The sequence below is a fragment of the Flavobacterium sp. GCM10022190 genome, assembly GCF_042656445.1.
Lineage (GTDB): Bacteria > Bacteroidota > Bacteroidia > Flavobacteriales > Flavobacteriaceae > Flavobacterium > Flavobacterium nitratireducens.
This window is the reverse complement of sequence record NZ_JBHSOQ010000003.1, coordinates 329,510-352,572: the sequence shown is the minus strand read 5'-3', so window position 1 is coordinate 352,572 and position 23,063 is coordinate 329,510. Positions and strand designations below refer to the sequence as shown.

Sequence of the window (23,063 nt, the reverse complement as noted above, 5' to 3'; positions counted from 1 at the left end):
CACTCTTGTTGAGTCTTAATAATGCCTTGATCTAAAAAATCAAAAAGAGCGTTTTATTATTCATAATTTTTTCTGACATTTAATCAAATAGAATGGGTAGTTTTCGGTCACTTCAGTTACTTCAAAAAGTCCCGATTTTCCAAATTCTTCCTTTATTGTTTTTTTTTCGTAAAAAAAGATTGTAACCCCTCCAAACATTTTATAACGATCTTTACTTATCTCTTTTCCTTGTCCGTAGGTTTTAGTTTCTTTCAGTTTCGTTAAAATCAAAGTTTATTTTCAAAACGTTTGTTTCATCGTTAATTTTGTTTAAAATTCTTTCTGCCTGTTTTTCGTTTTGAATATCTGTAATGTATACTTCTATCATGACATGTCTATTAAAATTGTTCTTGTGTTAATTCGCTATTTACTACTGCTCCCGCAATATTCCCACTTGAAACAGCATTAGCTACTGAACGCATTAAATTTGAATTATCACCGCAAGCATAAATATCAGGTATCGTTGTCTTTTGGTAAGTGTCAATTTTTATATACCCTTGTTCGTTGAGTTCACAACCAAGTGAGGCTGGAATTTCAGAATGTTGAGTAAATGGAATCGCAGCATAGGCAGCATCAAGCGATATTTTATTCCCTTCTTTAAAAATTACATTTTTTAATTTCCCTTTTTGCTGATCTATTTCGGTAATATGATTTTCAATTATTTTTATGTTGTGTTTGTTTAGTTTATTTAATTGTTCCGAACTAAAATCTGCTTTTCCATTGGTCAAAATTGTTACTTTGTCGCTCAAGTTGTTTACCAGAGAGGCGAGGTGAAATGCCCTTTGTCCGTTTGCTATAATTGCTGTTTTTTGATTTCGATATTCGTAACCATGGCAATAGGGACAATGAATAATTGAAATTCCCCAACATTCTGAAAAGCCTTTTATTTCTGGTATATTGTCTTTGATTCCTGTAGCAAAAATCAATTTCTTTGTTGTGAATTTATTGTTTCTTTCAGTTACTATTTCAAATCCATTTTCTGTTTTTACACCACTTTTGGCTAGTCCTTTATGAAAGTTTATTGTTTTGTATTTCTTTATTTCTTTTTTGGCCTGATTCGATATTTCTAATGGTGTTTTGCCATCTTGGGTTAAAAAGTTATGAGAATGCGGTGTTTGTCTATTACAAGGTTGGTCATTGTCAATGATTAGAACATTTCTCAAAGAACGACCTAAAGCCATAGCAGCTGAAAGTCCTGCATAAATTCCGCCAATGATTATAACTTCATATTCTATTTTATCCATTTTATGCTTTTATTTAACAGCAAACAATATTCTTAGTGCAAAGCTGATACTTTAATAATTAGAGAACACTAGTATTTAATGCGATAATGTCGCAATAGTAATTTTGGCAAATATATGGTTTTTTGTATTATTGCAACATATTCGCAATAAAACATGAATAGAAGAAAAACACCTACAAAAGAAGCTATTTTAGAATTACTATCAAGTTCAAAAAAAGCTTTAAGTCAAGATGCAATTGAAAGCCAGTTGGATATCAAAATAAATAGGGCTACCATTTACAGAGTATTAAATCGATTTTGTGAAGATGAAATTGTCCACAAAATAATTGCAGGTGACGGTAAACAGTATTTTGCGATTTGTAAAAAATGTGAGAATCCATCTGCTTATATTCAGCATCATTTTCATTTTCGGTGCCTGGAATGTGATACGATTGAATGTTTGCAAGTTCCAGTACAATATTCCGTTCCAGATGGTTATAATGTTCAAGAAGTAAATTGTGTTCTAACGGGGATTTGTAAAGATTGTGCTTAGATTTGTTCTAACGCATTGGTGTCATTTTTAGTAGCGGTTGTGCAACAGCAGCGGCTGTTAGTGGTAGTTTTTATTTAAATATTTCTTTCAATTCATCAATATAACTGAATTGAATTTCTCCCAAGTCTTTTAATTTAGCTGAAATTATATCTTTTAAATCTGAATAATTCTTATGGTATGCTTCAGATATTTTTATGATTTTTACGTCGTCTTTTACAAAATACAAGTATTCATAATTTTGTCCTTTACTGGTCAAAATTGATGTTTGATAGCCATCAAAATCTTTAAATATGAACTTTCTGTTGAGTCCTAAATAATTTGTCTTTTCAATTTGATTATTTTGGATTGTAACTTGTATTATTTTAGTTCTTAATTCTCCGAATACGAGCCAAATCCAAGTGAAAAAGAATAGAATTGCCATATAGATATCAATCCATCTAATTTGTTCAATTTTCATTGGTAAATTTTCTATTAGAATAGATATTAAAAGAGTTGTAAAAACTATAATTAGAATTGGTATAAGTAAAGCTCGAAATTTAAATTTTGATTTCAACATTTGTCCTTTTTGATTTTATTAGCAGTCCTATTAAAATTATCACTAACGGTGGCGGTTTATTTTGTGAAGCATTAGGAATTGCGTCACAGTCAGGCGTTATAGCTATAGAAGGAAAAGCCAAAGTTTATACATATGCTTCAAGTCGCATGAAACAAACCGTTTGTTGAGCCCAGGTGTTTTGATTAAATTAGTTAAAGGTTAGTAAAAGTTGTTTCAATCTCTGCATTTTTAGGGTATATTCCAACCCACTTTCCATCAAAAACATGTACTTTATTCTCTTTATCATCGATAAGAGTTAATCTTATATTTGTAGATATTTTCAAGTAATTGATTTTTGTTTTTAACGTCATTTTATTGTTTGCTTTAATCAGAATGTTACTTTCTAAATTTAGACTAGATAGATGTTTTTCTGTGCTATTTGAGATCGGCCATTTTTCTTCTCCCAAGTAACCAAGATTGTCTGCACTAATTGGAACTGCAATGATTGGAGAGTTGATAATGTGATTTATAATAGAAGAATCAATTCCTGTGAATTGTGATGTTTCATAGATTCCATTTAATGGATTGTATGAATATGTTTGAGTTAGACTCGTTCTATTTATATATTCAATTTTTAGTGCATTCTCATAGTATTCTGTATTGACATTCTGTTCAGGTTTGATAAATTCAATCTTTACAAATGTGTATTTTATTGGTTGGGTATTTTCAGGTTCCTTAATCGAATCATTCTCTGAATTGCAAGACAAAAAAATTAAAGAGAAGAGCATTAAAATCAATTTTTTCTTAATAAGCATAGGTTGTAATTGTATAATAGTTTGTATTTACACTTGGACAAAACGTCAGTCTGTGAAAAAACCTCCCAGTCTTGAAACAAATATAGTTTTTTATTTCATTTTTGGAGCGAAAAATCGTATTTTTAGATATGCAACATATCCAAGGAATTTCTCGCCATCAACTACAGCTTAGTAGTTTAGAAGATGAAATTACGGCAGATAATTCAGTACGGTTTGATAGTTACACCGATTTGATAGGTTTAGAAAAAGTAAACGGCGAACACAGTTTGATTATGTTAGTTTACAACATTAAACGCAGTATTAATATACTAGGCGTTCCCGACTTGATTGCCAAACTCCACAAATGGAACAGTCCTTACAAGATAAAGGATTTGTTTTTACTAAAAACGACTTATTTAAAGCCGAAATCAGACTTTGTTTTCTGTCAAACTAAATTGGCAGCCTAAAAAAAGAGATTGCCGTAAATGGTTTTATTTGGATTGTAGTAATAGGGAAATTGGGAGGTTTTAAAGAAAAAACGAGGTTTTTTCACAGCCTGACGTTCCGCGGCTTGGCGCAGTAGCGACTACGTGGAACGATTATTTTCTTGCTAAGATAAGATTTTCCAGCGGAAAATCGAACGTGATGTTTAAGATAAAAGTAGCTATTGTGCCAAAGCGCTGTTAGGAGCTGGCTTTATAAGTCGGATTTAATTTTTTTGTCTTCTAGCCAAATCAAAATTTTTTCAAAAATCTCTTTCTTTTCATTTTCAATTATCGGTTTTCTTTTCGGTAATTCCCATTCAGTTAACTGTTCAAAAAATATAAGAATGTCAAATTCTTTAACCGCTGAGCTTTCAAAATAAATTTCACAAACTTTGTTTTCTTTTACGAAATAAATTGTTCCGTTTCTTCCATCAGGTTTTATATGAAACCCATCTAGTTTAACAATTTCTTCAATATTATCTTTTTTCCAGCGTTCAATTTTCCACGCTTCGTATTGCTTTTTAGGTATATTAAGTATATAAGAATCTTCAGAAATCTTTTTTTCTGTCCAACCTTTTGGTAAAAAGTATTTTAGGAAGGTCATTTTTAAGTTGTTTTTGTAAGCTTGCTCCTAACGTCAGAATGTGAAAAAAACCTCACAATCTACAAACAAATATAGTTTTTTATTTCTTTTTTGGAGCGAAAAATCGTATTTTTATATATGCAACCTATCCAAGGAATTTCTCGCCATCAATTACAGCTTAGTAGTTTAGAAGATGAAATTACGGCAGATAATTCAGTACGGTTTGATAGTTACACCGACTTGATAGGTTTAGAAAAAGTAAATGGCGAACACAGTTTGATCATGCTAGTTTACAACATTAAACGCAGTATCAATATACTAGGCGTTCCCGACTTGATTGCCAAACTCCATAAATGGAACAGTCCTTACAAGAGAAAGGACTTGTTTTTACTAAAAACGACCTATTTAAAGCCGAAATCAGACTTTATTTTCTGTCAAACTAAATTAGCAGCCTAAAAAAATAGCCTTCAATGAAAGGCTTTATTGAGCTTCTAGTGATAGAAAATTTAGTTGAATTAAAGAAAAAACGAGGTTTTTTCACAGCCTGACGTTCCCGCGCTACAAGCAGTTTGGGATTAAGGAAGCCAAATATTCGGATAAACACAAATATATCTGAAACAAGACAAACTTAAAATTAAGCCTAATACCCAAATTGCTTGTAGCGTGTGTTGTAGTGCGTTTTTTTATTCCGCAATATTTCTTTTATTCCCACACGCAACACATATTTTCGCTTTCGGTGTTCTATAAGGCTTTCCACAATTTTCACAATCTGGGCCAATTTGTTCGATTGCGTGATGCATAATTGCGTCCGGTTCAGTTTCTTCAAATCCAGTTAGACTTTTGTAATAATCCAATAATTCTTTAAATCTATCTTTTATACTCGCATTTCCTTTTACAAATCCTTTAGAGTATAATTGAGATGCGATTGCGAACTCTTCTTTATCCAACATTGGAATATCCATTTTGCATCTCCAGCAATATTTAATTTCCATCTTTTTTCGCTCTTTTTTTCAGGTATTCCGATGTCTGTCCATTCCAACCGCATTTAGTGCATTTTCCATTTTCAAATTCGTGTTCGCAATTCGGATATCCATATAATTTATGCGCACAATCGGGACATAAATCCATCATTTTCGAGCTATCTTTATAATACTCGGAATCACATTCTGCACAAATTTTTATTTCTTGGTTCATCGGTTCTTTTAAAATGCACTACAACGTCCTGCCCGCTTGGTGTCAGTGGCAAAAAATAACACCGAAACATTCCTGTTATCAAGAATTAAAACTGATACAAAACAAATTTTAAATTTAGCCTATTGTTGCCATTGCACCAAACGGCTGTTATACACTGTTTTTATGAACACAGAAGATATTTGCAAGTATTTAAAGCAACAGGAATCAAACTTAGATTATTATAAGAAAAAAGTTGAAATTTTAGAAAATCAAATAGAGGCTCGTGATAATATTAATTTTATCAGAAATGATATTGAAGTAGAATTGAAAAAAGAAAATTATACTAAAGAAGAAATAGTTTTAGCATATAACAGAATGGCGGAATATGAAGGTGTAAAACATAGGTTTGGTAAAACAATTACAGATACTTTTATTGAGTTTCTGAATGAAACGCACCATTCTTTAAAATAGTGTATAACGGTCTGCGTGTTGTGTTTCGGCTGGGGTAAAAATGCGTTTTGCTTCGGTAGAAAAACAATGAAAACAGATACAAAATAATCACTAACTAAAACCCAATGCTAAGCTGAAAACAACACGATGTTATCAGGAGTACGGCTAATTAAAAATGAATATGTTATGGAAAAAGAAATCAAAGAATTAATCAGAACAAATGAAAACGATTTGAATCGTTGGATTAATGAGCGAAATAATTTAAGAAATAAAATTAGATTTTGTAGTAAACATAAATTTGAAGAAGAAGTTAGAATCGCTCAATCAGAATTAAAGCATTTTGAGGGTATAATTTACGATTACGAAAATTGTATTAAAGATTTAAAAATATTGGTTAAATCTTATGAAAAAAGCTCTTCTGAAACTGAATCATAGTATTCCTGATAACACGCTGTTATCTTTCAGTTGCGGGTACTTAAAACTAAATTAATTATGAAAATTAAAGATTTTTTAGAAGGTCAAAAAGCGATGTATTTATTTAAAAAAGGATATACATATTATCCAAGATGGCTTGAAATAGGATTTGGAATAATTGGATGGTTTGGAATATTTCTGATTCTATTTTCTCTTATGAAACTCATTTTTAGCAATTGAAGATAACGGTCTGCGTGTTGTGTTTCGGCTGGGGTAAAAAAGCGATTTGCTTCTGTCGAAAAACAATAAAAACAAGTACAAAAAAATTATAAATCAAGCCCAATGCTAAGCTGAAAACAACACGCTGTTATCAGGAGTACGGCTAAATAAAAATGAAAATTATGTTTGGATATGAGGACGAATTACAGATAGAAATTGAAATCTTAAAAGAAAAATTAGAAAAACAAAAAGAAATATCTAATGAATTATTAGAAGCGTTACAAGAATGTGTAAACTATATTGATAGAAGAACAACGGGAATAGGTATTGATTTGAATATTGCAAAAAAAGTTCTTGAAAAAGCACTATCGTAGTATTCCTGATAACGGGTTGGGGCTTTGTGGCAGTAGGGGATTTATGGAAACCGAAACTGTCTGCCCGTTGATAATTTGTTAAAAGTAAAAAATATAATTGAACCGGGAAAACCCCTATTGCACAAAACCCCTGTTGTGCGTAGTGCTTTTTACCAACTTTGTCTTTGAATGATTAAAGTTTCTTTGTCCGATACGAAACCTACATAGTAGAATATTCCACCGTCTGCTGTCATTGAAAATTCCTTTTCAATTTCTTTTTTTCCAATTTCCATTTCAATTTTTGCTGAGTCAAAAGGGCCTCCTATATCATCTTCTTTCTTAGCTATATTGTCTGAAAACCCCTTTGTTTTTAGTTGTCCTACAAGTCTTTCATAAAATTCATTGTCCACCTTTACAATTGAAGTTGAACCATAATCACCAAATTGGTCTGGATAAGTTGCTGTTTTATACATTATCTCTCCATTCTCTGGGAAGTAAAGTCCAGTTACTTCTTTAAAGTCCTCTTTGTAAAAACTGTCAGTGGGATAAAATGCTGTGTAAATATAATATCCATTTATCAGTATTGGAATTAATGCAATTAATCTTAGTCGTTTGTCGTAATTTCTCTTCTTTATAAATCTTAATATTAAAAAGGATAGTCCGACAGTTACACCTACATTTATAATAATTGCCAGTACGATAATTAATATTAGTCCGTCCATTTGTCTTAAAATTGCGTTAGATTATTGATTCTGCTCAGGCATTACGCACAACGTTTTGCCGCCTGCCGCAGTTGGCGATTGCGAACGATTAACTGTCATGGCAAGATAATAAAATTGCGTAAACGAAATATCCAAACACTGAAGATTAGCGCCAATTGCGGCAGACGGCTGTTAGGCGTATGTGCTTATTCTCTCGCGTCTATTCCCATTGGTCTGTGTCGTTAATCAAATTGTTGATTTTGTCGAGTCCGGTTGTGGAAAGCATACCAAATTTCATTGAAGGAGAAAATGGTCTTGCATCTATGTGTCCACAGTCGGCAAGACAGAAAAAGATTTTACCCACAACTTTGTCTTCGGTGTTGTAAAGCCGAACAAAATATTCAGCTTCACTAAGCCCCCAAGTAGTTTCACCCCAATCAAAATTTGCAGTGTCATTGCAGAATTATATAAAGTTGTCAATTTGACTTTGTTTTAATGTCTTGCCAGTAAAAATGCTAACAATTGGGGTGTTTTTGAAAAGTTTGATTTTAGAAACTTGTTGTCGTGGAAAGGCGAATTCTTTATTGAAAAAATGCTTTCTGTAAGCTTGGTAAATATCTAAATTGTCAATGTCTAAATGGTCTTCAAATGTTTGCTTTTGTTCTATAGTCAGGTCATTGTAGGCGCCTTGGAAATAATCTTGGTCGTCTGCCCAGTACCAAAATGCCGTAAAACCCAAAAGGAGAATAACTGCAATTGCTATTTTTTGTAGTCGTCCCATGTTTTCCTTTATTGCTATGAGGGTTTAAGAATGTGCGGCATTAACATATACTCAGCTCTTCTAGAGATGGTAAATTCATACCTAGTTTTTCTAATTAGCTTCCATTGTTGTTTAATTCTAGTTCCATAATAGAGCTCGTCAAACTTTTTCATTAATGCAATTGCCATAGCTAAAGCAACTGTTATTGTCCTATAGTCTATCCTGTGTGGAGCTTTTTTCTCTTCCCATGTTGGTTTTAAGTTCTTATGACTTATAAAATTATTTCTATTATCTGTGAACTTATTAGTCTTGATGAAATTTTCATATTTATTGACGTCTGCCTCTAGTGCTTTAAATTTCCTATACGCGAAGTGAAAGGTTAATTGTCCAACCTTCTGATCTCCAAGTTCAGCAAGTCTTGCAATTATGTCGTCCTTGAATTTTGAAGTAACCACATAAAGGAAGTTTAACTCTTTGTTATTAGAATCTGCAATAATATCATTCGTTTGTAGCTGACTACTTTGGACCTTAAAATGTCGATACAGTATCCAAGAGTCAATCAGGTCACCAACCTCTGCTCTTAGGTTCGAAATTAAAACCTCCGGTTCTGTATCTTGAATTATTTTCTTTATCATCCGGTATTCCTTAGCATTACGCCTAACGTCCTGTGGCTTTGCGAGGTTTGGGGAAAGCCATTCCCAATTTTTTGATTATTTTATTTCTTTACAAATACAAAACAGTTTTTTGATTAAGCTTTTTGCCCAAATCTTGCAAAACCGCTGTTAGCCGTCGTTTTTTCTTCGGAATTGTGTGTTTGTAGTAACTATTTGACAGTTAAAGCTTTAGAAAACACTTACAAAAAATCTTGTAAATGTTAAAATTTCTTAGTACTTTTGCAAATCAACAGAAAAATACTGCCTATGAGGAATTAACATATATGAGTAGTCCAACTCAAATACCTGAAGCTACGAGAGTAGTATGGTATAATACGGAGGTTTTCAAATTCGTTGCTGTGGAGGCGGTGAAATTTGTAATAACCTTGCTAATCGAAAGATATAGCTAAAACTAAACTGAAAGTCGGATTGTGTTGGCGCACTTTTCGGCTTTCTTTTTTAATCTTATTGTTCAACCTAAAACATTCACACTATGAGAACAGTCAATGTTTATGTTAGAACTCGCCTCGGTTGCTGGGCAAACATTATTAACCTTCTAATACGAAAACAGAAATGGAGAACGAATCCAAACCTAAATTCTATGAGAACCCTTATTTTATCAACTTTGCCTGCACAGCTTTGTTTGAATTTTTAAAATGGGTATTCTTGTAAAAGGCTGACAACCTTTAAGAAACCTGACGGCTGACAATCGTTGGGTTTCTTTTTTATTATCTATAGGAGTATATCTAACAGTATCTCTATAAACAACAGTACAAAGATAGTCACAGTCTAAAGTAACAATCAAATAAAAACGATATTAATTATTTATAGTATTGAGTATAATTATCAATTTTAATGATTGTATTTAATCATTATATTTGCTCATTTAACAAACACACAATTTCAAAGAACTTAATTTAACACTCAATAACTATGAAAACAATCAAAATTATCGACTGTAATGATAAGGAACAAAACTTAAATGTAGATTTTATTTACAATGTTTCTTCTTATGAACCTGGTTTTAACCAACCTGCTATAACTGAAATATCTCTACATGAAAAAGGAGATACAATTCCATTTGCTGTATTTAAAACGTATGAAAGTGTTAGTTCTCTTTTGTTAAGGTTGGAAGCATACAACTAGATTCAGCAATACTAATTAAACGTCTTGCGGTTGCTACTATGTAATCGTAAGACTTTCCTTGTAGATATTTTTCTGCAAATAGTACAGCTAACTCATTTGGATTTTTCTTTTTATCTTCTGACATTCTTTTAGTTTATTATCTTAGTTACTTCCGCTTTTATTAATGACGGCTAACGTTTCGCAGCTACACGAGGTTTTTCGGATAAGCAATCCCTAGTGTTTCAGCTGAACAAAAATAACAACAAATACAATAAAAACTATTAATTAATCACTATGCCGAAAATCCCGTGTAACTGCTGTTATGCGTTCGGCTTTTTTGAAACGTAAAATCAGATAAAATGAAATACAAAAAACAATCAATTAAGGGTTACAAGGTTTTAAATATGTACCCTGTTTACATCGAAGGTGTTTATGAAGGACACGAACCATTTAAAGTGGTTGGAATTAGAGAAAACCAAGTAGAACTTGAAGGCGATTTTTCAGGTGGTACTCACAATGTTTGTCAAAAAGATTGGTTTAATGACGATAAAGTTTTTGTTGTTAAAACAATATGTGATGAACAGTTAAAACCTAATGGTTGTCAAGTTCACAATGTTAATTGTTGTGGTGGCGGGTCTGTTATTAATAAACACGTTAGCTATTGGGATGCTCTCGTAAGCTGACGCATAACTTGTATATATGCGAAACAAACCTTCGTATATACACCCAAAATAGGGTAGATTGGCGAAGGTTTGTTTCGCTTTATTTTTTTTCAAAAGTAATGAAAAAAGATTACAAATCATCAAAAGGACTTTTTATTTGTTGAATACTTTTCGTACTTACATGAGTGTAAATTTCGGTTGTTTTGCTACTGTTGTGTCCCAAAAGTTCTTGAATGTATCGCAAATCGGTACCGCTTTCTAGCAGGTGTGTGGCGTAACTATGACGTAGCCAATGTAGTGTAACAGGTTTCTTAATGTTAACTTTGGTCAAGGCTTGCTTTAGAATAAGTTGAAGGCTCCTAGAATCATAAGGCTGTCCTTTAGTTTGTCCTTCAAATAAATAAGTGGTTGGTTTACAAATAGTGTAATATTCTCTTAACATTTCGAGTATTTTGGGACTCAAAGGAGCAATTCTGTCTTTTTTGCCCTTTGAATTTTTGAGCAAAACTATATTTCTTTTAGAATCGATATGAACGGGTTGTAAAGCCAATAATTCGCCACAGCGCAAACCGCAACTGTAAATCATCGAAAGCATCATTTTGTGTTTGAGGTTGCTATGGGCATTCAAAATCAATTTGATTTCTTCCTTGCTCAAAACATTAGGTAAAACTTTGGCACGTTTAGGTCGGGGAATTTTATCAACCTCAATTTTTGTATCTTGAATAGTTTTAAAATAAAGTTTAATTGCATTGACAATTTGATTCTGGTAGGAGGCAGATAGATTATTTTTCAAAATATAATCGTTATTATAGATAATCACATCTTCGTTTGTAATTGCTGCAATGGCCTTTTCTCTGTAAAACAGTAAAAAAGATTTCAAAGCTTCGCAATAGGTTACAATAGTACTTTCGCTATATCGTTTGGAACGCATCCATTGTTTGAATTTTTCTATTTGTACTTGAGCCTCTTCTGAAGGAATAGTTTGAGAGAGAGGTGTAATTTTAAATCGTATTCTATTTTCTTCGGTATCGGGAATGTGCCACACTGTTTTTTGCTGACTCCATCGGGCACCTTCAGTTTGTTTAATTCGAGCAATTAAATTGGTATTTTTTTCGAAATATACGCCTATTCGTTTTTCTCCTTTGTGGACAATAGGTTTAGCTGACCATTTCATATTGTGTTGATTTTCAAATTTAAAGATAATAATTTCAATAACAATTTCAATAGTAATGACAATGACAATTTGAATGATAAATTTTAAAAGAAGCACCGACTTGCGTGAAGGATGGAAGTGGAGCTCTCCCGATTTTTCATCGGGAAGCGTGAACGGACAGCCTGACCTCGTTGCAACACTGAGTGTTTTTTTTCACAATAGTGGTGCAACGAGGGCACGCCCAAAAATATGTAATTGTAGTGGTTCTCGACATTTTGTCTATGCTCAGTGCAGGCTAGCTCGAACTGACAAAAGCTTGTGCCTAATTAAGAAAAAGATTCTGAAACAAGTTCAGGGATTCTGAAACAAGTTCAGAGATTCTGAAACAAGTTCAGAGATTCTGAAACAAGTTCAGGGATTCTGAAACAAGTTCAGGGATTCTGAAACAAGTTCAGGGATTCTGAAACAAGTTCAGAATAAAAAAATCCGACTTGTGTGGACAAATCGGATTTAGATATTAATTTTCGATGCAACGTAAGTTTTCGATAAAGTAGGTTTCGGGATGATAGGTTTTTCCGTCCATCTCTGAAACGATATTTTTCTTGATGATGTAATCCTCGGTGTCGGTGAGGTATTTGATACGCATCAAGGATACTTTGGAACTTTTTAAGTCTTCCATGGTGCCTTTTAAAAACATAAAGGTGCCTACTATAACACGGTTGTCAAAGCCTTTTTCGTCGCGCAACATGCTTCCGCAAAACTCGTTATCAATGTGAAAAAGAGTGATCACCTTTCCGTTGTCTAATTGCAAATAGAGTCTTGAATTTTTGTCAAAACAATTGGCTTTCATGAATCCTTTGCTTTTTTGGATTAATTGTACACTGAGTGTAGGTAAACCATCGGTCATAGACAAGGCGCAAAAGATGTAACTGGATGTTCCTGCAAAGATTTTTTCGGACATGAGGTATTCTTTTGTACGCTTGTAAGTGCCTAGTGAATCGGTTACATTAGTCGAATAGTCACATGGTGTTTGGGCTAGGGTACTGAGTGAAATAAGAAATAAGGCAGTTAATAATAGTTTTTTCATTCGGTATTTATTTGTTTTAATCTTTAGTTGTTATTTTATTTTGGCGCAAATTAATACAATTTTATTAGTATTAGCATCAGTAGTAAAAAAAGAATAATGATTGCCACCCTCTTTAATTTTCCATTTTTTGCGAATGTTTTCTACCGTTTCAGGGAAATTACGGGTGGTTATATTAAAAGTTTTTCTGCTCATGTGATTTTTCATTTCGTTTTTGGTGTAATGAAATGCAGTTTGAATTTCAAAAACACGCCCAGGAAAATCCACTAATTCCTCCGAAGTATACAAATGAGAGTGTTTGTGTAGTTTGTGAATGGGGAAGGCCGAGGCAACTTCGTCAAATCCGCCCGATTTCATAATGGCGCTATTGGGTTCGTACAAATAGCGCAAGGGCAAGCTATAAGCAGGGGAGTCCGAAGCTTGCTGCATGACAAAGTCAAAGCGATCTAGATTTCCCTTAGTAATGTTGGCCGTTTTTAGGGTAATAGCACCACCATAGTCGCGATGCAATTCCCATAAAAGTTCTTTTACCTCGTTTTCTAAGGCAATGATATGAATGTTTTTGACGTTTTTCAATTCGGTCAATCCTGCCGAAATATCTAATAAAGGTGCTGTTTTGATTAAAATAGCATCCGATTTTTCAAAATAGAAATCCAAATTTTCAGGCACATTTGGCAAACAGTCTTTGAGCATAAAAACCTTGCCTTTGGCATCATGACGTCGTGAAGGATCAATGTAAATCCAATCCCATTTTTGATTGAGATTCTTTAAGGTTTCGGCACTGTCGCCAGCATAACATTGAATGTTTGATACCTTAAGTTGCTTGAAATTGTGTTGTACCAATTCTGAAAGTTCAGGATTGATTTCGCAATGCGCCACTGCTTCTATTTTTTGGGCAAAATAATAATCGTCTACTCCAAAACCACCAGTTAAATCAATCAAGTTTTTTCCAGAAACCAATTGGCTTTTGTATTGCGCAGTAGCTTCAGAAGAGGTTTGCTCCACCGAAATTTTACTTGGATAGAGGATATTGGTCGTGTTAAACCAAGTAGGTAATTTGTGTTTTGCTTTGGCTTTGGCCTCAATTTGGTTTAAAATCTGTTTCCAATCTACTGCTGGAAATGGATTTTTTTGCAACGCTAACTGTGTAACTGAAGCGTTAATGTGCTTGTTGATATAATCTTGAATATCAGTTTGTAAAATAGAATCTTGCAATGTTAAATATTTTCGGTTAGCACAGCAACAATTTTGTTGTTTGGAAAAAACTCTTTTGCAATCACTTTTAAACTAGTGTAAATAGGAATTGCGACAACCATTCCAAAAATCCCAAAGGTAATTCCGCTTATCAATGTTACTAAAAATATTTCTAAGGGATGAGAATTGACACTTTTAGAAAAGATTATCGGTTGGCTCACATTGTTGTCTATTACCTGAACGATTAGAAAACCAATGACAACGTAAATCGTGGTTGGTAACATTTCGGAACCAAAATGTCCTCCAATATTACTAATTAAAGTTAAAATTGCTGCTAAAACAGTCGCGATTATAGGACCTATGTAGGGTATAATGTTGAGCAAAGCACATAAAAAAGCGATGATTAATGCATTTTCATTTCCAAAAATCAGCAGTACAATAAAATACAAAATAAAAACAACAAGTAACTGAATCAATAAACCGGTAAGATAACGGGCTAATAACTCGTTGATTTTCTCAATTGAATTTAGAATTTTTTCCTCGTTTTGATCTGGAAGTATCATCTTGGCTTTTTCTTTAAAAAGGCGTTGGTCCTTGAGTAAAAAGAAAGTGATAAAGAAAACGGAAGCCATTCCAACTCCAAAACTAGCAATAGTATTAATCACTGTGTTTAAAAAATCGGTGAAATAGTTGAAATCAATTTTAGAGGAAAGGTTGGATTCTTTAACCATTTTTTCGACATCTATTTGATGTAAATTAAAGTAGGTTTCTATGTTGGACTCAATAATTCCTACTTGATTTTGAAGTGTGTTAGTATCTAATAAAGATAGGTTGTGTGCCTGTGAAATAATTAAAGGAACAAATAATAAAACAAATCCAATTAAAATTAATACGAACACTAATAATACTGTTATTGAGGTTAGTAAGTCGCTGAATTTTAATTTTTTCTTTAAGAAACGTGCAAAAGGATTAGCAATCAAACAGAGTACAAGTGAAATGGCGATGTATAAAATAACGGTTTGAATTTTGTAGATAAAAAAGAGAATAAGACTTAGCAGTGCTAAACTGCCTACTGCTTTTAAAATTCCTCTAGAAATAGTTCTTGATGTTATCATTTGGGTGCGATTTAGTCCCTAAAGATAAAAAATATCAGATTAATTTAGAGGTTATTTCATATAAAGCTATACTTGCTGCTTGTACCACATTCATACTGCTGTTTTTACCGTACATATTGATGTGTACAATTTGATTTGAAACGGCTAAAAGAGGCTCGCTAATGCCGTTTATTTCGCTCCCAATAAGCAGTGCAATTTTTTTGTTTTGAGGTAAATGTACTTCTTTGAGTGCTTTGCTGTTAGAAGTAATTTCGAGTGCGATAATCTCATAATTTTGTTCTTGAAGGTGTTGTATTAAATTCTCGTTTTCTTCAAAAACTTGGTAAGGAACGCTTAAATGAGTACTTCGGCTAGTTTTGTTTATCTTTCTGGGATTCAGTGGGATATCCTTACCTATAAATAGTATCTTTTCTACACCAAAAGCTTCTCCAATTCTAAAAAGCGAACCAATGTTTTGCTGAAAATAAATGTGGTCGCAAACTAGGGTTATCGGGAATTGAGAAGATTCAAAAGTTGTTTCTTGGTGAGTTAGTTGCACAGCTATTAATTGTTAAAAATATAATGAATGATATTAGCTCCCATTTTCAAAGCTTTTTCACGAACCGAAATTGGGTCATTGTGCACTTCGGTATCTTCCCAACCATCGCCTAAATCACATTCGAAAGTATAAAGTAATACTAATCGGTTGTCGATAAAGATGCCAAAAGCCTGCGGACGTTTCCCTTCGTGTTCGTGAATTTTAGGTAAGCCATTAGCAAAAACAAATGGTTTTTGAAAAAGCGCATGCGTACTTGGGATTTCTACCAAGGCTCTATCTGGAAATATTTTTTTGATTTCTTTACGAACGTATTGGTCCATACCATAATTATCATCGATATGTAAAAAGCCACCGCCTTTTAAATATTTTTGAAGATTATGTACGTCCGAAGGACTAAAAACGACATTGCCGTGTCCTGTCATGTGGAGGAAAGGATAAGAGAAAATATCAGGACTTCCTGGTTCTACCGTTTTAGGTTTGGGGTTAATAGTCGTGTTGATATTGCTGTTGCAAAAACGGATCAAATTAGGTAACGCCGTTGGATTAGCATACCAATCGCCACCACCACTGTATTTTACCAAAGCAATTTCTTGGGAAAAAGAAGTGAAAGAAATAAATAGTAAAACAAGATACAATTTTTTCATTTTTTAAGTCCTTAGTAGTTAGTCCTTAGTTTTTTAGTCCTCTGTTAATTAATCCCGTCCAGTACTATGGACTAAGGACTCAAAAGCTAGGGACTATTCTTCATTAAAAAACACCACACTATGACAAGCTACCACTGCAGCAGTTTCAGTTCTCAATCGGGTGTTGCCTAAAGATACCGGAATGTAATTGTTTTCTAGAGCCAAATTGATTTCTTTGGTCGAAAAATCACCTTCTGGGCCTATAAGTAAAGTAATGTCTTCATTGGGTTTTAAAACCGATTTTAGTGTTTTTTTGTTGGTTTCTTCACAGTGAGCGATGAGTTGTAAACCGTTGTGTTGTTTGCTGATGAATTCCTTGAAAGTTAGGGCATCATTCAACCTAGGTAAAAACAATTCGTTGCATTGTTTCAAGGCCGACAAAACAATTTTGTCAAAACGCTCTTTATTGATGACTTTTCTTTCGGAGCGATCACAAATGATTGGTGTGATTTCCTGAATACCAATTTCGGTTGCTTTTTCTAAAAACCATTCAAAACGGTCGTTCATTTTTGTAGGTGCAACAGCTAAATGCAAATGGAATTTTGAAGCTTCTTTTTTCTCAAACGCATTAATTTGAACGGTGCATTTAGTATCGGAAGCTAAGATGATTTCGCATTCAAATAAATAGCCCAATCCATTGGTTACAAATAAAATATCACCATCTTTTTTTCGTAAAACTTTAATGATGTGTTTGCTTTCTTCTTTATCAAATGAAAAAGAAGTCGTTTGTTCGTCAATCGTTGGATTATAAAATAATTGCATGATTAAAATTGGATTCGCGCTTTTGAAACTACCGAAGCACTTTCAAAATGTTGAGATAAGTATTTTTGATAACCTACAATTCCTATCATTGCTGCATTGTCGGTTGTGTATTCAAATTTTGGGACAAAGGTTTTCCAACCGTATTTTTGTTCCGCTTCTTTGAGGGTTTTTCTAATTCCAGAATTTGCCGAAACACCTCCACCAATGGCGATTTGTTTGATGCCAGTTTCTTTTACTGCTAATTTTAATTTATCCATTAATATTTCAATGATGGTATGCTGGATGGAAGCACAAATATCATTGATATTCTCATCGATAAAATTAGGATTCTCGGCTTTGTTTTTTTGGATAAAATACAAAATAGCTGTTTTTAATCCTGAAAAACTAAAGTCTAATCCGGGAACTTTTGGTTTGGTAAACGAAAAAGCTTTTGGATTACCTAATTGGGCATTTTTGTCAACTAGTGGGCCACCAGGGTAGGGTAAGCCAAGAATTTTAGCCGTTTTGTCAAATGCTTCACCAACAGCATCATCTGTAGTTTCGCCAATGATTGTCATATCAAAGAAATTGTCAACTCTAACAATTTGGGTATGACCACCGCTGATTGTCAATGCGATAAAAGGGAATTCGGGTTTGTCGTATCCTTCTTCGTCAATAAAATGCGCCAAAATATGTGCTTGCATGTGGTTTACCGCAATTAAAGGAATATCTAAGGCAAGCGCCATCGATTTGGCAAAGGAACTTCCTACTAATAAGGAGCCCATCAGTCCAGGACCTTGGGTAAATGCGATAGCTGATAGTTGTTCTTTTTGAATATTGGCTTTTTTCAAAGCGGCATCTATAACGGGAACAATATTTTGTTGGTGTGCACGTGAAGCTAGTTCAGGAACTACACCTCCATATTGGTTGTGAATTAGCTGATTAGCTACAACATTCGATAATACTTTATCGTTACATAAAACAGCTGCGGCAGTATCGTCACAGGAACTTTCGATAGCTAGAATATAAACCTCGGGATTTAGCATAAAAAGGCACAAATTTTGGGTTATCTTTTTAGAAACCGATTTTATTTTTTATAATTTTACGGCGCAGCCAAAATTAAAGAATTTTTATTAAAGGTTTCGCTCTTTCCTCGAGCAAAATAATATTTAATCAATAATAAACGAAACTATATCAAAAAAGCGATTAAAATAACTTCGAATATAATTCTGGGGCTCATCATTCTTTTGTTGGTGCTTGCTATAGCTTTGTCGTTGCCTTTTGTCCAAACCCAAGTGGGTAAATATTTGATGAATGAAATCAATAAGGATTTTGGGACTAATATTAGTCTTGATAAAGTAAAAATTTCTGTTTTTGGTGGGGTTAAAATCCAAAATGTCCTGATATTAGATCATCATAAAGATACTTTAATCTATTCGAAAATTGTAAATACCAATTTATTAGACTTAAATGCGGTTTTAGAAGGCGATTTGATTTTTAAAACGATTCGTTTAGATGGGGTTTTGTTTGATATGAAAACCTACAAGAACGAGAAGAAAACCAATATGGATGTTTTTATAGAGTCTTTTGATTCGGGAAAACCTTCAACGGGTAAGCATACTCTTTTTATTGCTGATAAGGCTTCTATTAATCATGCTCATTTTAGATTGTATGATTACAACAGAGCCATTCCTAAAGATGTTGATTTTACGAGAGTCAATGCCGAGTTGACCAATTTTAAACTCTACGGTCCAGACGTAGATATCTTGATTGATAAGTTGTCTTTTTTAGATGATAGGGGTTTATTTGTTGAGGATTTAAGTACTGTATTTAGTTATACAAAGAAAAGAATCCAACTTAAAAAATTGGAATTACAAACGCCCAATTCAAAAATCAAAGCCGATTTGACTTTGAATTACAAGATACAGGATTTTGCCAAATTTAATGATAGGGTAAAATGGGATTTGAAGATTCATTCTGCCTCAGTAGGGACAAATGATGTACGGTGTTTTTATGATGGGTTGGCTAAAAATCAGGTTTTTTATCTTAAAAAGACAAATTTAAGCGGAACTTTAAATGATTTGTATGTAAATCATCTTCGATTGGTAGATTCTAATCAATCGCTCATGGAAGGCGACATCCGATTCAAAAATATTTTTGGTAAAGCCCATCAGCGTTTTTATATGGATGGCGATTTTAGTCAAATCAATTCTAGTTATGTGAAGCTAGTTAAATTGATGCCAGAAGTTTTAGGAAAGAAATTGCCTTTAGAGTTAAAAACCTTAGGTGATTTTTGGGTGGAAGGTAGTATTCAGCTTACGGCTACTGCTGTAGATGCGGCATTGAATATGCGTTCAAAAATAGGTAGAGTACAATCGGTTTTTTCAATGACTGATATCGATTTTATTGACAAAGCAACCTATAACGGCAATGTAGTCTTTGAGGAATTTGATGCTGGTGCTTTTTTAAATCGTAGTGATTTAGGATTGGTTAGTATGGATGTGAACGTTGATGGAAAAGGATTTACTGAGAAATATTTGAATACTCAAGTTAAAGGGGATATTAGAAAAGTGCATTATAATAGTTATACCTACAATAATATTACACTTAATGGTAACTTTAAGTTGCCGTACTACAAAGGGCAAATAAATGTTGAAGATCCTAATTTAAAAATGGATTTTGATGGTTTGCTAGATTTGAGTGCTAAGGAAAACAAATATGATTTCCGAATTCAAGTGGCTGAAGCTAATTTGAGTAAGCTGAAGTTGGTTAATGAACCAATCTCTAATTTTAAAGGAGATGTTGAAGTGCAGCTTACAGGGAACACTATTGAAAACTTACAAGGGAATGTTTACATCAAAAAAACATCCTATCAAAATGTAAAAGACACTTATACCTTTGATGATTTTACGGTTCATTCTGCTTTTGATAAACAAGGAATTCGAACCCTTACGATTAACTCACCTGATATTGTAGAAGGTGAAGTGGTAGGACGTTTTCAGTTTAAACAATTGGGTAAATTGACCCGAAACTCTTTAGGAAGTTTGTATACGAATTTCAAACCTGAGAAAGTAAATAAAGGTCAGTTTTTGAAGTTTAATTTTACGGTGTACAATAAAATTATCGAAATTTTATATCCTGAAATTGGTTTAGCTACTAATACGGTTTTAAAAGGTTCGATTAAATCAGATACCCAAGAGTTTAAAATGAATTTTAATTCACCTAAAATTACTTATGCTAAAAACAGCTTTGATAATATCCGTGTATCGGTAGATAATAAAAATCCGCTGTATAATGCTTATGTAGAATTAGACAGTATAAAAACGCCTTATTATAAAATGCGTGATTTTAGTTTGATTAATATTACAACCAAAGATACTTTGCTATTCCGTTCAGAATTTAAAGGAGGAGATAAAGGCGAAGATTTTTTCAGTTTGAACTTGTATCATACGATTGATAAGGATAATAACAATGTGGTGGGTATCAGTAAATCGGAAATGAAGTTTAAGGAGAATTTTTGGTATTTGAATCAAAAAGATAGTCCCGATAATAAAATTGTCTTCGATAAAATGTTGCATCATTTTGTTTTTGATGATATTATTTTGTCTCATGAAAATCAGTCCATCACTCTTAAAGGCGATTTAAGTGGTCCTTCAAAAAAAGATTTAGAGCTAAATTTTGATAATGTCGATTTGTACAAGGTTACGCCATTGAGTAGTAATTTTGTTTTTAATGGTAATCTAAATGGTACCGTTCATTTTAAGCAAAATAATCAAATTTACAAACCAACTGCTTCTTTAGTAGTCGATAATTTGAATATTAACAAGACCGATCTAGGAGTGCTTAAGTTTGATATTGAAGGCGATGAAACTTTAGAGAAATTTACAATTGATACCTATTTGAACAATGAAAATTTAGAATCACTAAATGCTAATGGTTCTTTTGAAATTGTAAATAACAAGACGATTTTGGATTTAAAACTCTCCCTCGATAAATTCAATTTAGGGGTTTTTAGTTCGCTAGGTGGCGATGTTCTTTCGAATATTAGAGGATTTGTTACGGGGAATTCGGTGATTAGTGGTGATGTTAACAGTCCAAAAGTAAGTGGACGTTTATTTGTGGATAAAGCAGGTTTGACTATTCCTTATTTGAATGTAGATTATCAGTTAAATGATCGTTCGATAGTTGATTTGGTCGATGAGACATTTTTATTTAGAAATAATACGATTGTCGATTCTAAGTTCAATACCAAAGGCTACTTAAATGGAACTATCCAGCATAATAAATTTTCCGATTGGAAATTAGATTTCGGAATCAGTTCTAAAAAACTATTGGTTTTAGATACGAAAGATTCAGAAGATGCCGCTTATTACGGAACAGCTTTTATCAATGGTAATGCAACGATTAGTGGTCCTGTGAACTCCTTATTTATTAAAATTGCTGCTAAATCAGAAAAAGGTTCAGATGTTAAAATTCCAATCAATTATGCCGAAAGTGTAGGCGAAAATTCCTTTATTCATTTTATAACAAAAAAAGAAAAATACAATAATAAGAATGGAATTGTAGAAAAGACGAATAAGTACAATGGTTTGGAATTGGAATTTGATTTAGATATTACACCAGATGCCGAAGTAGAAGTAATATTAGATCGAAATTCGGGACATGGAATGCGAGGAAAAGGGTATGGTTCACTTTTGTTCAAGATAAATACGCTGGGTAAATTCCAAATGTGGGGAGATTATCAAGCGTATGAAGGAACCTATAATTTTAAATATGGTGGGTTGATTGATAAAAAGTTTGCAGTAAGAAAAGGAGGTTCTATTACATGGGAAGGAAATCCAATGCGTGCGCAGTTAAATCTTCAGGCAGTATATAAAACCATTGCAAATCCTGCTGTATTGTTAGAAAACTCTTCATTTAATAGAAAGGTGCCCGTGGATGTGGTTATAGGAATTCAAGGAGATTTAGCGAGTCCAAATCCTGATTTTAATATCGAGTTTCCAACGGTTAGTAATGTCTTGAAATCAGAAATACAATATAAGTTGTATGATAAAGATGTGCGACAAACACAAGCTTTGTATTTGCTTTCATCAGGAGGTTTCTTGAGTCCTGAAGGGGTAAATCAATCAGATTTTTCGGGAAGCTTATTTGAAACGGCTTCAAGTTTGTTAGGAGATATTTTGAAAACCGATAGTGATAAGTTTAAAGTTGGTTTAAACTATGTGTCAAGAGATAGGAGAATTGGTAGAGAAACCGATGGTAGAGTGGTGGCCACTATTTCTTCTAAAATTAATGAACGTATTTCAATAAATGGAAAAGTAGGTGTGCCTTTTGGAGGGATTAACGAATCGGCGGTTGTGGGTGACGTTGAAGTTCAGTACAGGGTGAATCAAGATGGGACGATGAATTTGCGATTGTTTAATCGTGAAAATGATATAAATTATATCGGTCAAGGAATAGGGTATACTCAGGGATTAGGATTGACTTATGAAGTAGATTTTGATACTTTTAGAGAATTGTTTAACAAGATCTTTAAAAAGTACCGTGTACAAAAGACAGATACTATGAATGAGTATTTTCAAGATTCTAATGTAACTCCTGAATATATAAATTTCAACAACAAAAAAGCGCCTAAAAAGGGGAAAGAAAAAAATAATTCTGAAGCGGTAAGTAACGAAGAAGATTAAAAAAGTTCATTTCCTTTTAAATAAATGGTATTGGGAATAATGGGAAGTTTTTTTGGCTGATAAAATGTTAATTAAATATCAAAAATAGGTTATTCTTATTTTAATTATCTAAAAATCGATATCTATCAAAAAAAATAAGTTTTTTTT

General features: G+C 33.1%; 29 protein-coding genes. 11 read left to right on the top strand and 18 right to left on the bottom strand.

The window, feature by feature from the left end:
• Positions 1–241: 241 nt before the first annotated feature.
• Together ACFPTQ_RS11685 and ACFPTQ_RS11680 are read right to left on the bottom strand one after the other, a co-directional pair.
• Positions 242–367 (bottom strand): hypothetical protein, encoded by a 126-nt coding sequence (locus ACFPTQ_RS11685; protein WP_379777714.1) that lies wholly within the window; start codon positions 365–367, stop codon positions 242–244.
• A 10-nt stretch (positions 368–377) separates the two neighbouring features.
• Positions 378–1,283: an NAD(P)/FAD-dependent oxidoreductase gene (locus ACFPTQ_RS11680; protein ID WP_379777713.1), complete on the bottom strand. Its 906-nt coding sequence runs from the start codon at positions 1,281–1,283 to the stop codon at positions 378–380.
• 153 nt (positions 1,284–1,436) lie between these two features.
• Between ACFPTQ_RS11680 and ACFPTQ_RS11675 the strand changes: the two genes are divergently transcribed.
• On the top strand, positions 1,437–1,814 hold the full coding sequence (locus ACFPTQ_RS11675) for a Fur family transcriptional regulator (protein ID WP_379777712.1): 378 nt from the start codon (positions 1,437–1,439) through the stop codon (positions 1,812–1,814).
• Between the two features lie 70 nt (positions 1,815–1,884).
• Here the strand turns inward: ACFPTQ_RS11675 and ACFPTQ_RS11670 are convergent, their stop codons facing one another.
• Together ACFPTQ_RS11670 and ACFPTQ_RS11665 are read right to left on the bottom strand one after the other, a co-directional pair.
• Positions 1,885–2,271: a hypothetical protein gene (locus ACFPTQ_RS11670; protein ID WP_379777711.1), complete on the bottom strand. Its 387-nt coding sequence runs from the start codon at positions 2,269–2,271 to the stop codon at positions 1,885–1,887.
• A 290-nt stretch (positions 2,272–2,561) separates the two neighbouring features.
• Complete coding sequence (locus ACFPTQ_RS11665; RefSeq protein WP_379777710.1) at positions 2,562–3,164, bottom strand: hypothetical protein; 603 nt, start codon at positions 3,162–3,164, stop codon at positions 2,562–2,564.
• A 128-nt stretch (positions 3,165–3,292) separates the two neighbouring features.
• Here ACFPTQ_RS11665 and ACFPTQ_RS11660 point away from each other — a divergent pair, with 128 nt between their 5' ends.
• A complete protein-coding gene (locus ACFPTQ_RS11660; protein ID WP_379777709.1) occupies positions 3,293–3,610 on the top strand; it encodes a hypothetical protein in 318 nt (105 codons plus the stop codon).
• Positions 3,611–3,839: 229 nt separating this feature from the next.
• Here the strand turns inward: ACFPTQ_RS11660 and ACFPTQ_RS11655 are convergent, their stop codons facing one another.
• Positions 3,840–4,232: a hypothetical protein gene (locus ACFPTQ_RS11655; RefSeq protein WP_379777708.1), complete on the bottom strand. Its 393-nt coding sequence runs from the start codon at positions 4,230–4,232 to the stop codon at positions 3,840–3,842.
• Positions 4,233–4,349: 117 nt separating this feature from the next.
• On the opposite strand from ACFPTQ_RS11655, the gene ACFPTQ_RS11650 reads away from it, so the two are divergent.
• Positions 4,350–4,667, top strand: coding sequence for a hypothetical protein (locus ACFPTQ_RS11650; RefSeq protein ID WP_379777707.1), 318 nt, complete (start codon positions 4,350–4,352; stop codon positions 4,665–4,667).
• Positions 4,668–4,894: 227 nt separating this feature from the next.
• Here ACFPTQ_RS11650 and ACFPTQ_RS11645 read toward each other — a convergent pair whose 3' ends face one another.
• A complete protein-coding gene (locus ACFPTQ_RS11645; RefSeq protein WP_379777706.1) occupies positions 4,895–5,203 on the bottom strand; it encodes a hypothetical protein in 309 nt (102 codons plus the stop codon).
• On the bottom strand, positions 5,193–5,405 hold the full coding sequence (locus ACFPTQ_RS11640) for a hypothetical protein (protein ID WP_379777705.1): 213 nt from the start codon (positions 5,403–5,405) through the stop codon (positions 5,193–5,195). Before ACFPTQ_RS11640 ends, ACFPTQ_RS11645 begins: the two co-directional genes overlap by 11 nt.
• Before the next feature lie 162 nt (positions 5,406–5,567).
• Here ACFPTQ_RS11640 and ACFPTQ_RS11635 point away from each other — a divergent pair, with 162 nt between their 5' ends.
• The 4 genes from ACFPTQ_RS11635 to ACFPTQ_RS11620 all read left to right on the top strand — a co-directional run bounded on the left by ACFPTQ_RS11635 (position 5,568) and on the right by ACFPTQ_RS11620 (position 6,841).
• Positions 5,568–5,855: a hypothetical protein gene (locus ACFPTQ_RS11635; protein WP_379777704.1), complete on the top strand. Its 288-nt coding sequence runs from the start codon at positions 5,568–5,570 to the stop codon at positions 5,853–5,855.
• A 165-nt stretch (positions 5,856–6,020) separates the two neighbouring features.
• Positions 6,021–6,269, top strand: a complete 249-nt coding sequence (locus tag ACFPTQ_RS11630) for a hypothetical protein (RefSeq protein ID WP_379777703.1) — start codon at positions 6,021–6,023, stop codon at positions 6,267–6,269.
• A gap of 57 nt (positions 6,270–6,326) precedes the next feature.
• On the top strand, positions 6,327–6,488 hold the full coding sequence (locus ACFPTQ_RS11625) for a hypothetical protein (RefSeq protein WP_379777702.1): 162 nt from the start codon (positions 6,327–6,329) through the stop codon (positions 6,486–6,488).
• Positions 6,489–6,640: 152 nt separating this feature from the next.
• A complete protein-coding gene (locus ACFPTQ_RS11620; protein WP_379777701.1) occupies positions 6,641–6,841 on the top strand; it encodes a hypothetical protein in 201 nt (66 codons plus the stop codon).
• A gap of 149 nt (positions 6,842–6,990) precedes the next feature.
• Here ACFPTQ_RS11620 and ACFPTQ_RS11615 read toward each other — a convergent pair whose 3' ends face one another.
• The 3 genes from ACFPTQ_RS11615 to ACFPTQ_RS11605 form a co-directional block, all read right to left on the bottom strand.
• Positions 6,991–7,542: a hypothetical protein gene (locus ACFPTQ_RS11615; RefSeq protein WP_379777700.1), complete on the bottom strand. Its 552-nt coding sequence runs from the start codon at positions 7,540–7,542 to the stop codon at positions 6,991–6,993.
• A 442-nt stretch (positions 7,543–7,984) separates the two neighbouring features.
• Positions 7,985–8,302: a hypothetical protein gene (locus ACFPTQ_RS11610; protein WP_379777699.1), complete on the bottom strand. Its 318-nt coding sequence runs from the start codon at positions 8,300–8,302 to the stop codon at positions 7,985–7,987.
• A 14-nt stretch (positions 8,303–8,316) separates the two neighbouring features.
• Positions 8,317–8,916, bottom strand: a complete 600-nt coding sequence (locus ACFPTQ_RS11605) for a hypothetical protein (RefSeq protein ID WP_379777698.1) — start codon at positions 8,914–8,916, stop codon at positions 8,317–8,319.
• 236 nt (positions 8,917–9,152) lie between these two features.
• Between ACFPTQ_RS11605 and ACFPTQ_RS11600 the strand changes: the two genes are divergently transcribed.
• The 3 genes from ACFPTQ_RS11600 to ACFPTQ_RS11590 all read left to right on the top strand — a co-directional run bounded on the left by ACFPTQ_RS11600 (position 9,153) and on the right by ACFPTQ_RS11590 (position 10,742).
• Complete coding sequence (locus ACFPTQ_RS11600; RefSeq protein ID WP_379777697.1) at positions 9,153–9,344, top strand: hypothetical protein; 192 nt, start codon at positions 9,153–9,155, stop codon at positions 9,342–9,344.
• A gap of 523 nt (positions 9,345–9,867) precedes the next feature.
• Complete coding sequence (locus tag ACFPTQ_RS11595) at positions 9,868–10,080, top strand: hypothetical protein (protein WP_379777696.1); 213 nt, start codon at positions 9,868–9,870, stop codon at positions 10,078–10,080.
• Between the two features lie 338 nt (positions 10,081–10,418).
• Positions 10,419–10,742 (top strand): hypothetical protein, encoded by a 324-nt coding sequence (locus ACFPTQ_RS11590; protein ID WP_379777695.1) that lies wholly within the window; start codon positions 10,419–10,421, stop codon positions 10,740–10,742.
• Between the two features lie 109 nt (positions 10,743–10,851).
• Here ACFPTQ_RS11590 and ACFPTQ_RS11585 read toward each other — a convergent pair whose 3' ends face one another.
• From ACFPTQ_RS11585 to tsaD, 8 genes are all read right to left on the bottom strand, one after another.
• On the bottom strand, positions 10,852–11,895 hold the full coding sequence (locus ACFPTQ_RS11585; RefSeq protein WP_379777694.1) for a tyrosine-type recombinase/integrase: 1,044 nt from the start codon (positions 11,893–11,895) through the stop codon (positions 10,852–10,854).
• Between the two features lie 496 nt (positions 11,896–12,391).
• Positions 12,392–12,961, bottom strand: coding sequence for a hypothetical protein (locus ACFPTQ_RS11580; RefSeq protein ID WP_379777693.1), 570 nt, complete (start codon positions 12,959–12,961; stop codon positions 12,392–12,394).
• Positions 12,962–12,991: 30 nt separating this feature from the next.
• Positions 12,992–14,173: a THUMP-like domain-containing protein gene (locus tag ACFPTQ_RS11575; protein WP_379777692.1), complete on the bottom strand. Its 1,182-nt coding sequence runs from the start codon at positions 14,171–14,173 to the stop codon at positions 12,992–12,994.
• A 2-nt stretch (positions 14,174–14,175) separates the two neighbouring features.
• The gene (locus ACFPTQ_RS11570) at positions 14,176–15,267 is read right to left on the bottom strand and encodes an AI-2E family transporter (RefSeq protein ID WP_379777691.1); all 1,092 of its coding nucleotides are present in this window, start codon (positions 15,265–15,267) and stop codon (positions 14,176–14,178) included.
• A gap of 34 nt (positions 15,268–15,301) precedes the next feature.
• Positions 15,302–15,805, bottom strand: coding sequence for a TrmH family RNA methyltransferase (locus tag ACFPTQ_RS11565; RefSeq protein ID WP_379777690.1), 504 nt, complete (start codon positions 15,803–15,805; stop codon positions 15,302–15,304).
• A gap of 5 nt (positions 15,806–15,810) precedes the next feature.
• Positions 15,811–16,449: a DUF4159 domain-containing protein gene (locus ACFPTQ_RS11560; RefSeq protein ID WP_379777689.1), complete on the bottom strand. Its 639-nt coding sequence runs from the start codon at positions 16,447–16,449 to the stop codon at positions 15,811–15,813.
• Between the two features lie 93 nt (positions 16,450–16,542).
• The gene (locus ACFPTQ_RS11555) at positions 16,543–17,250 is read right to left on the bottom strand and encodes a 16S rRNA (uracil(1498)-N(3))-methyltransferase (RefSeq protein WP_379777688.1); all 708 of its coding nucleotides are present in this window, start codon (positions 17,248–17,250) and stop codon (positions 16,543–16,545) included.
• A gap of 2 nt (positions 17,251–17,252) precedes the next feature.
• Entirely contained in the window at positions 17,253–18,275 is a 1,023-nt protein-coding gene (gene tsaD, locus ACFPTQ_RS11550) for a tRNA (adenosine(37)-N6)-threonylcarbamoyltransferase complex transferase subunit TsaD (protein ID WP_379777687.1), read from the bottom strand.
• Positions 18,276–18,539: 264 nt separating this feature from the next.
• On the opposite strand from tsaD, the gene ACFPTQ_RS11545 reads away from it, so the two are divergent.
• Positions 18,540–22,916, top strand: a complete 4,377-nt coding sequence (locus tag ACFPTQ_RS11545) for a translocation/assembly module TamB domain-containing protein (protein ID WP_379777686.1) — start codon at positions 18,540–18,542, stop codon at positions 22,914–22,916.
• Positions 22,917–23,063 lie beyond the last annotated feature (147 nt).

What these genes read in the sequence shown, in the direction of transcription:
- ACFPTQ_RS11545 (WP_379777686.1), top strand. Translation starts at nt 18,540, where the DNA reads ATGAATGAAATCAATAAGGATTTTGGGACTAATATTAGTCTTGATAAA.
- ACFPTQ_RS11555 (WP_379777688.1), bottom strand. Translation starts at nt 17,250, where the DNA reads ATGCAATTATTTTATAATCCAACGATTGACGAACAAACGACTTCTTTT.
- ACFPTQ_RS11620 (WP_379777701.1), top strand. Translation starts at nt 6,641, where the DNA reads ATGAAAATTATGTTTGGATATGAGGACGAATTACAGATAGAAATTGAA.
- ACFPTQ_RS11605 (WP_379777698.1), bottom strand. Translation starts at nt 8,916, where the DNA reads ATGATAAAGAAAATAATTCAAGATACAGAACCGGAGGTTTTAATTTCG.
- ACFPTQ_RS11595 (WP_379777696.1), top strand. Translation starts at nt 9,868, where the DNA reads ATGAAAACAATCAAAATTATCGACTGTAATGATAAGGAACAAAACTTA.
- ACFPTQ_RS11670 (WP_379777711.1), bottom strand. Translation starts at nt 2,271, where the DNA reads ATGAAAATTGAACAAATTAGATGGATTGATATCTATATGGCAATTCTA.
- ACFPTQ_RS11665 (WP_379777710.1), bottom strand. Translation starts at nt 3,164, where the DNA reads ATGCTTATTAAGAAAAAATTGATTTTAATGCTCTTCTCTTTAATTTTT.
- ACFPTQ_RS11600 (WP_379777697.1), top strand. Translation starts at nt 9,153, where the DNA reads ATGTTAAAATTTCTTAGTACTTTTGCAAATCAACAGAAAAATACTGCC.
- ACFPTQ_RS11650 (WP_379777707.1), top strand. Translation starts at nt 4,350, where the DNA reads ATGCAACCTATCCAAGGAATTTCTCGCCATCAATTACAGCTTAGTAGT.
- ACFPTQ_RS11585 (WP_379777694.1), bottom strand. Translation starts at nt 11,895, where the DNA reads ATGAAATGGTCAGCTAAACCTATTGTCCACAAAGGAGAAAAACGAATA.
- ACFPTQ_RS11640 (WP_379777705.1), bottom strand. Translation starts at nt 5,405, where the DNA reads ATGAACCAAGAAATAAAAATTTGTGCAGAATGTGATTCCGAGTATTAT.
- ACFPTQ_RS11610 (WP_379777699.1), bottom strand. Translation starts at nt 8,302, where the DNA reads ATGGGACGACTACAAAAAATAGCAATTGCAGTTATTCTCCTTTTGGGT.
- ACFPTQ_RS11580 (WP_379777693.1), bottom strand. Translation starts at nt 12,961, where the DNA reads ATGAAAAAACTATTATTAACTGCCTTATTTCTTATTTCACTCAGTACC.
- ACFPTQ_RS11660 (WP_379777709.1), top strand. Translation starts at nt 3,293, where the DNA reads ATGCAACATATCCAAGGAATTTCTCGCCATCAACTACAGCTTAGTAGT.
- ACFPTQ_RS11655 (WP_379777708.1), bottom strand. Translation starts at nt 4,232, where the DNA reads ATGACCTTCCTAAAATACTTTTTACCAAAAGGTTGGACAGAAAAAAAG.
- ACFPTQ_RS11625 (WP_379777702.1), top strand. Translation starts at nt 6,327, where the DNA reads ATGAAAATTAAAGATTTTTTAGAAGGTCAAAAAGCGATGTATTTATTT.
- ACFPTQ_RS11570 (WP_379777691.1), bottom strand. Translation starts at nt 15,267, where the DNA reads ATGATAACATCAAGAACTATTTCTAGAGGAATTTTAAAAGCAGTAGGC.
- ACFPTQ_RS11615 (WP_379777700.1), bottom strand. Translation starts at nt 7,542, where the DNA reads ATGGACGGACTAATATTAATTATCGTACTGGCAATTATTATAAATGTA.
- ACFPTQ_RS11675 (WP_379777712.1), top strand. Translation starts at nt 1,437, where the DNA reads ATGAATAGAAGAAAAACACCTACAAAAGAAGCTATTTTAGAATTACTA.
- ACFPTQ_RS11685 (WP_379777714.1), bottom strand. Translation starts at nt 367, where the DNA reads ATGATAGAAGTATACATTACAGATATTCAAAACGAAAAACAGGCAGAA.
- ACFPTQ_RS11560 (WP_379777689.1), bottom strand. Translation starts at nt 16,449, where the DNA reads ATGAAAAAATTGTATCTTGTTTTACTATTTATTTCTTTCACTTCTTTT.
- tsaD (WP_379777687.1), bottom strand. Translation starts at nt 18,275, where the DNA reads ATGCTAAATCCCGAGGTTTATATTCTAGCTATCGAAAGTTCCTGTGAC.
- ACFPTQ_RS11635 (WP_379777704.1), top strand. Translation starts at nt 5,568, where the DNA reads ATGAACACAGAAGATATTTGCAAGTATTTAAAGCAACAGGAATCAAAC.
- ACFPTQ_RS11680 (WP_379777713.1), bottom strand. Translation starts at nt 1,283, where the DNA reads ATGGATAAAATAGAATATGAAGTTATAATCATTGGCGGAATTTATGCA.
- ACFPTQ_RS11630 (WP_379777703.1), top strand. Translation starts at nt 6,021, where the DNA reads ATGGAAAAAGAAATCAAAGAATTAATCAGAACAAATGAAAACGATTTG.
- ACFPTQ_RS11645 (WP_379777706.1), bottom strand. Translation starts at nt 5,203, where the DNA reads ATGGAAATTAAATATTGCTGGAGATGCAAAATGGATATTCCAATGTTG.
- ACFPTQ_RS11590 (WP_379777695.1), top strand. Translation starts at nt 10,419, where the DNA reads ATGAAATACAAAAAACAATCAATTAAGGGTTACAAGGTTTTAAATATG.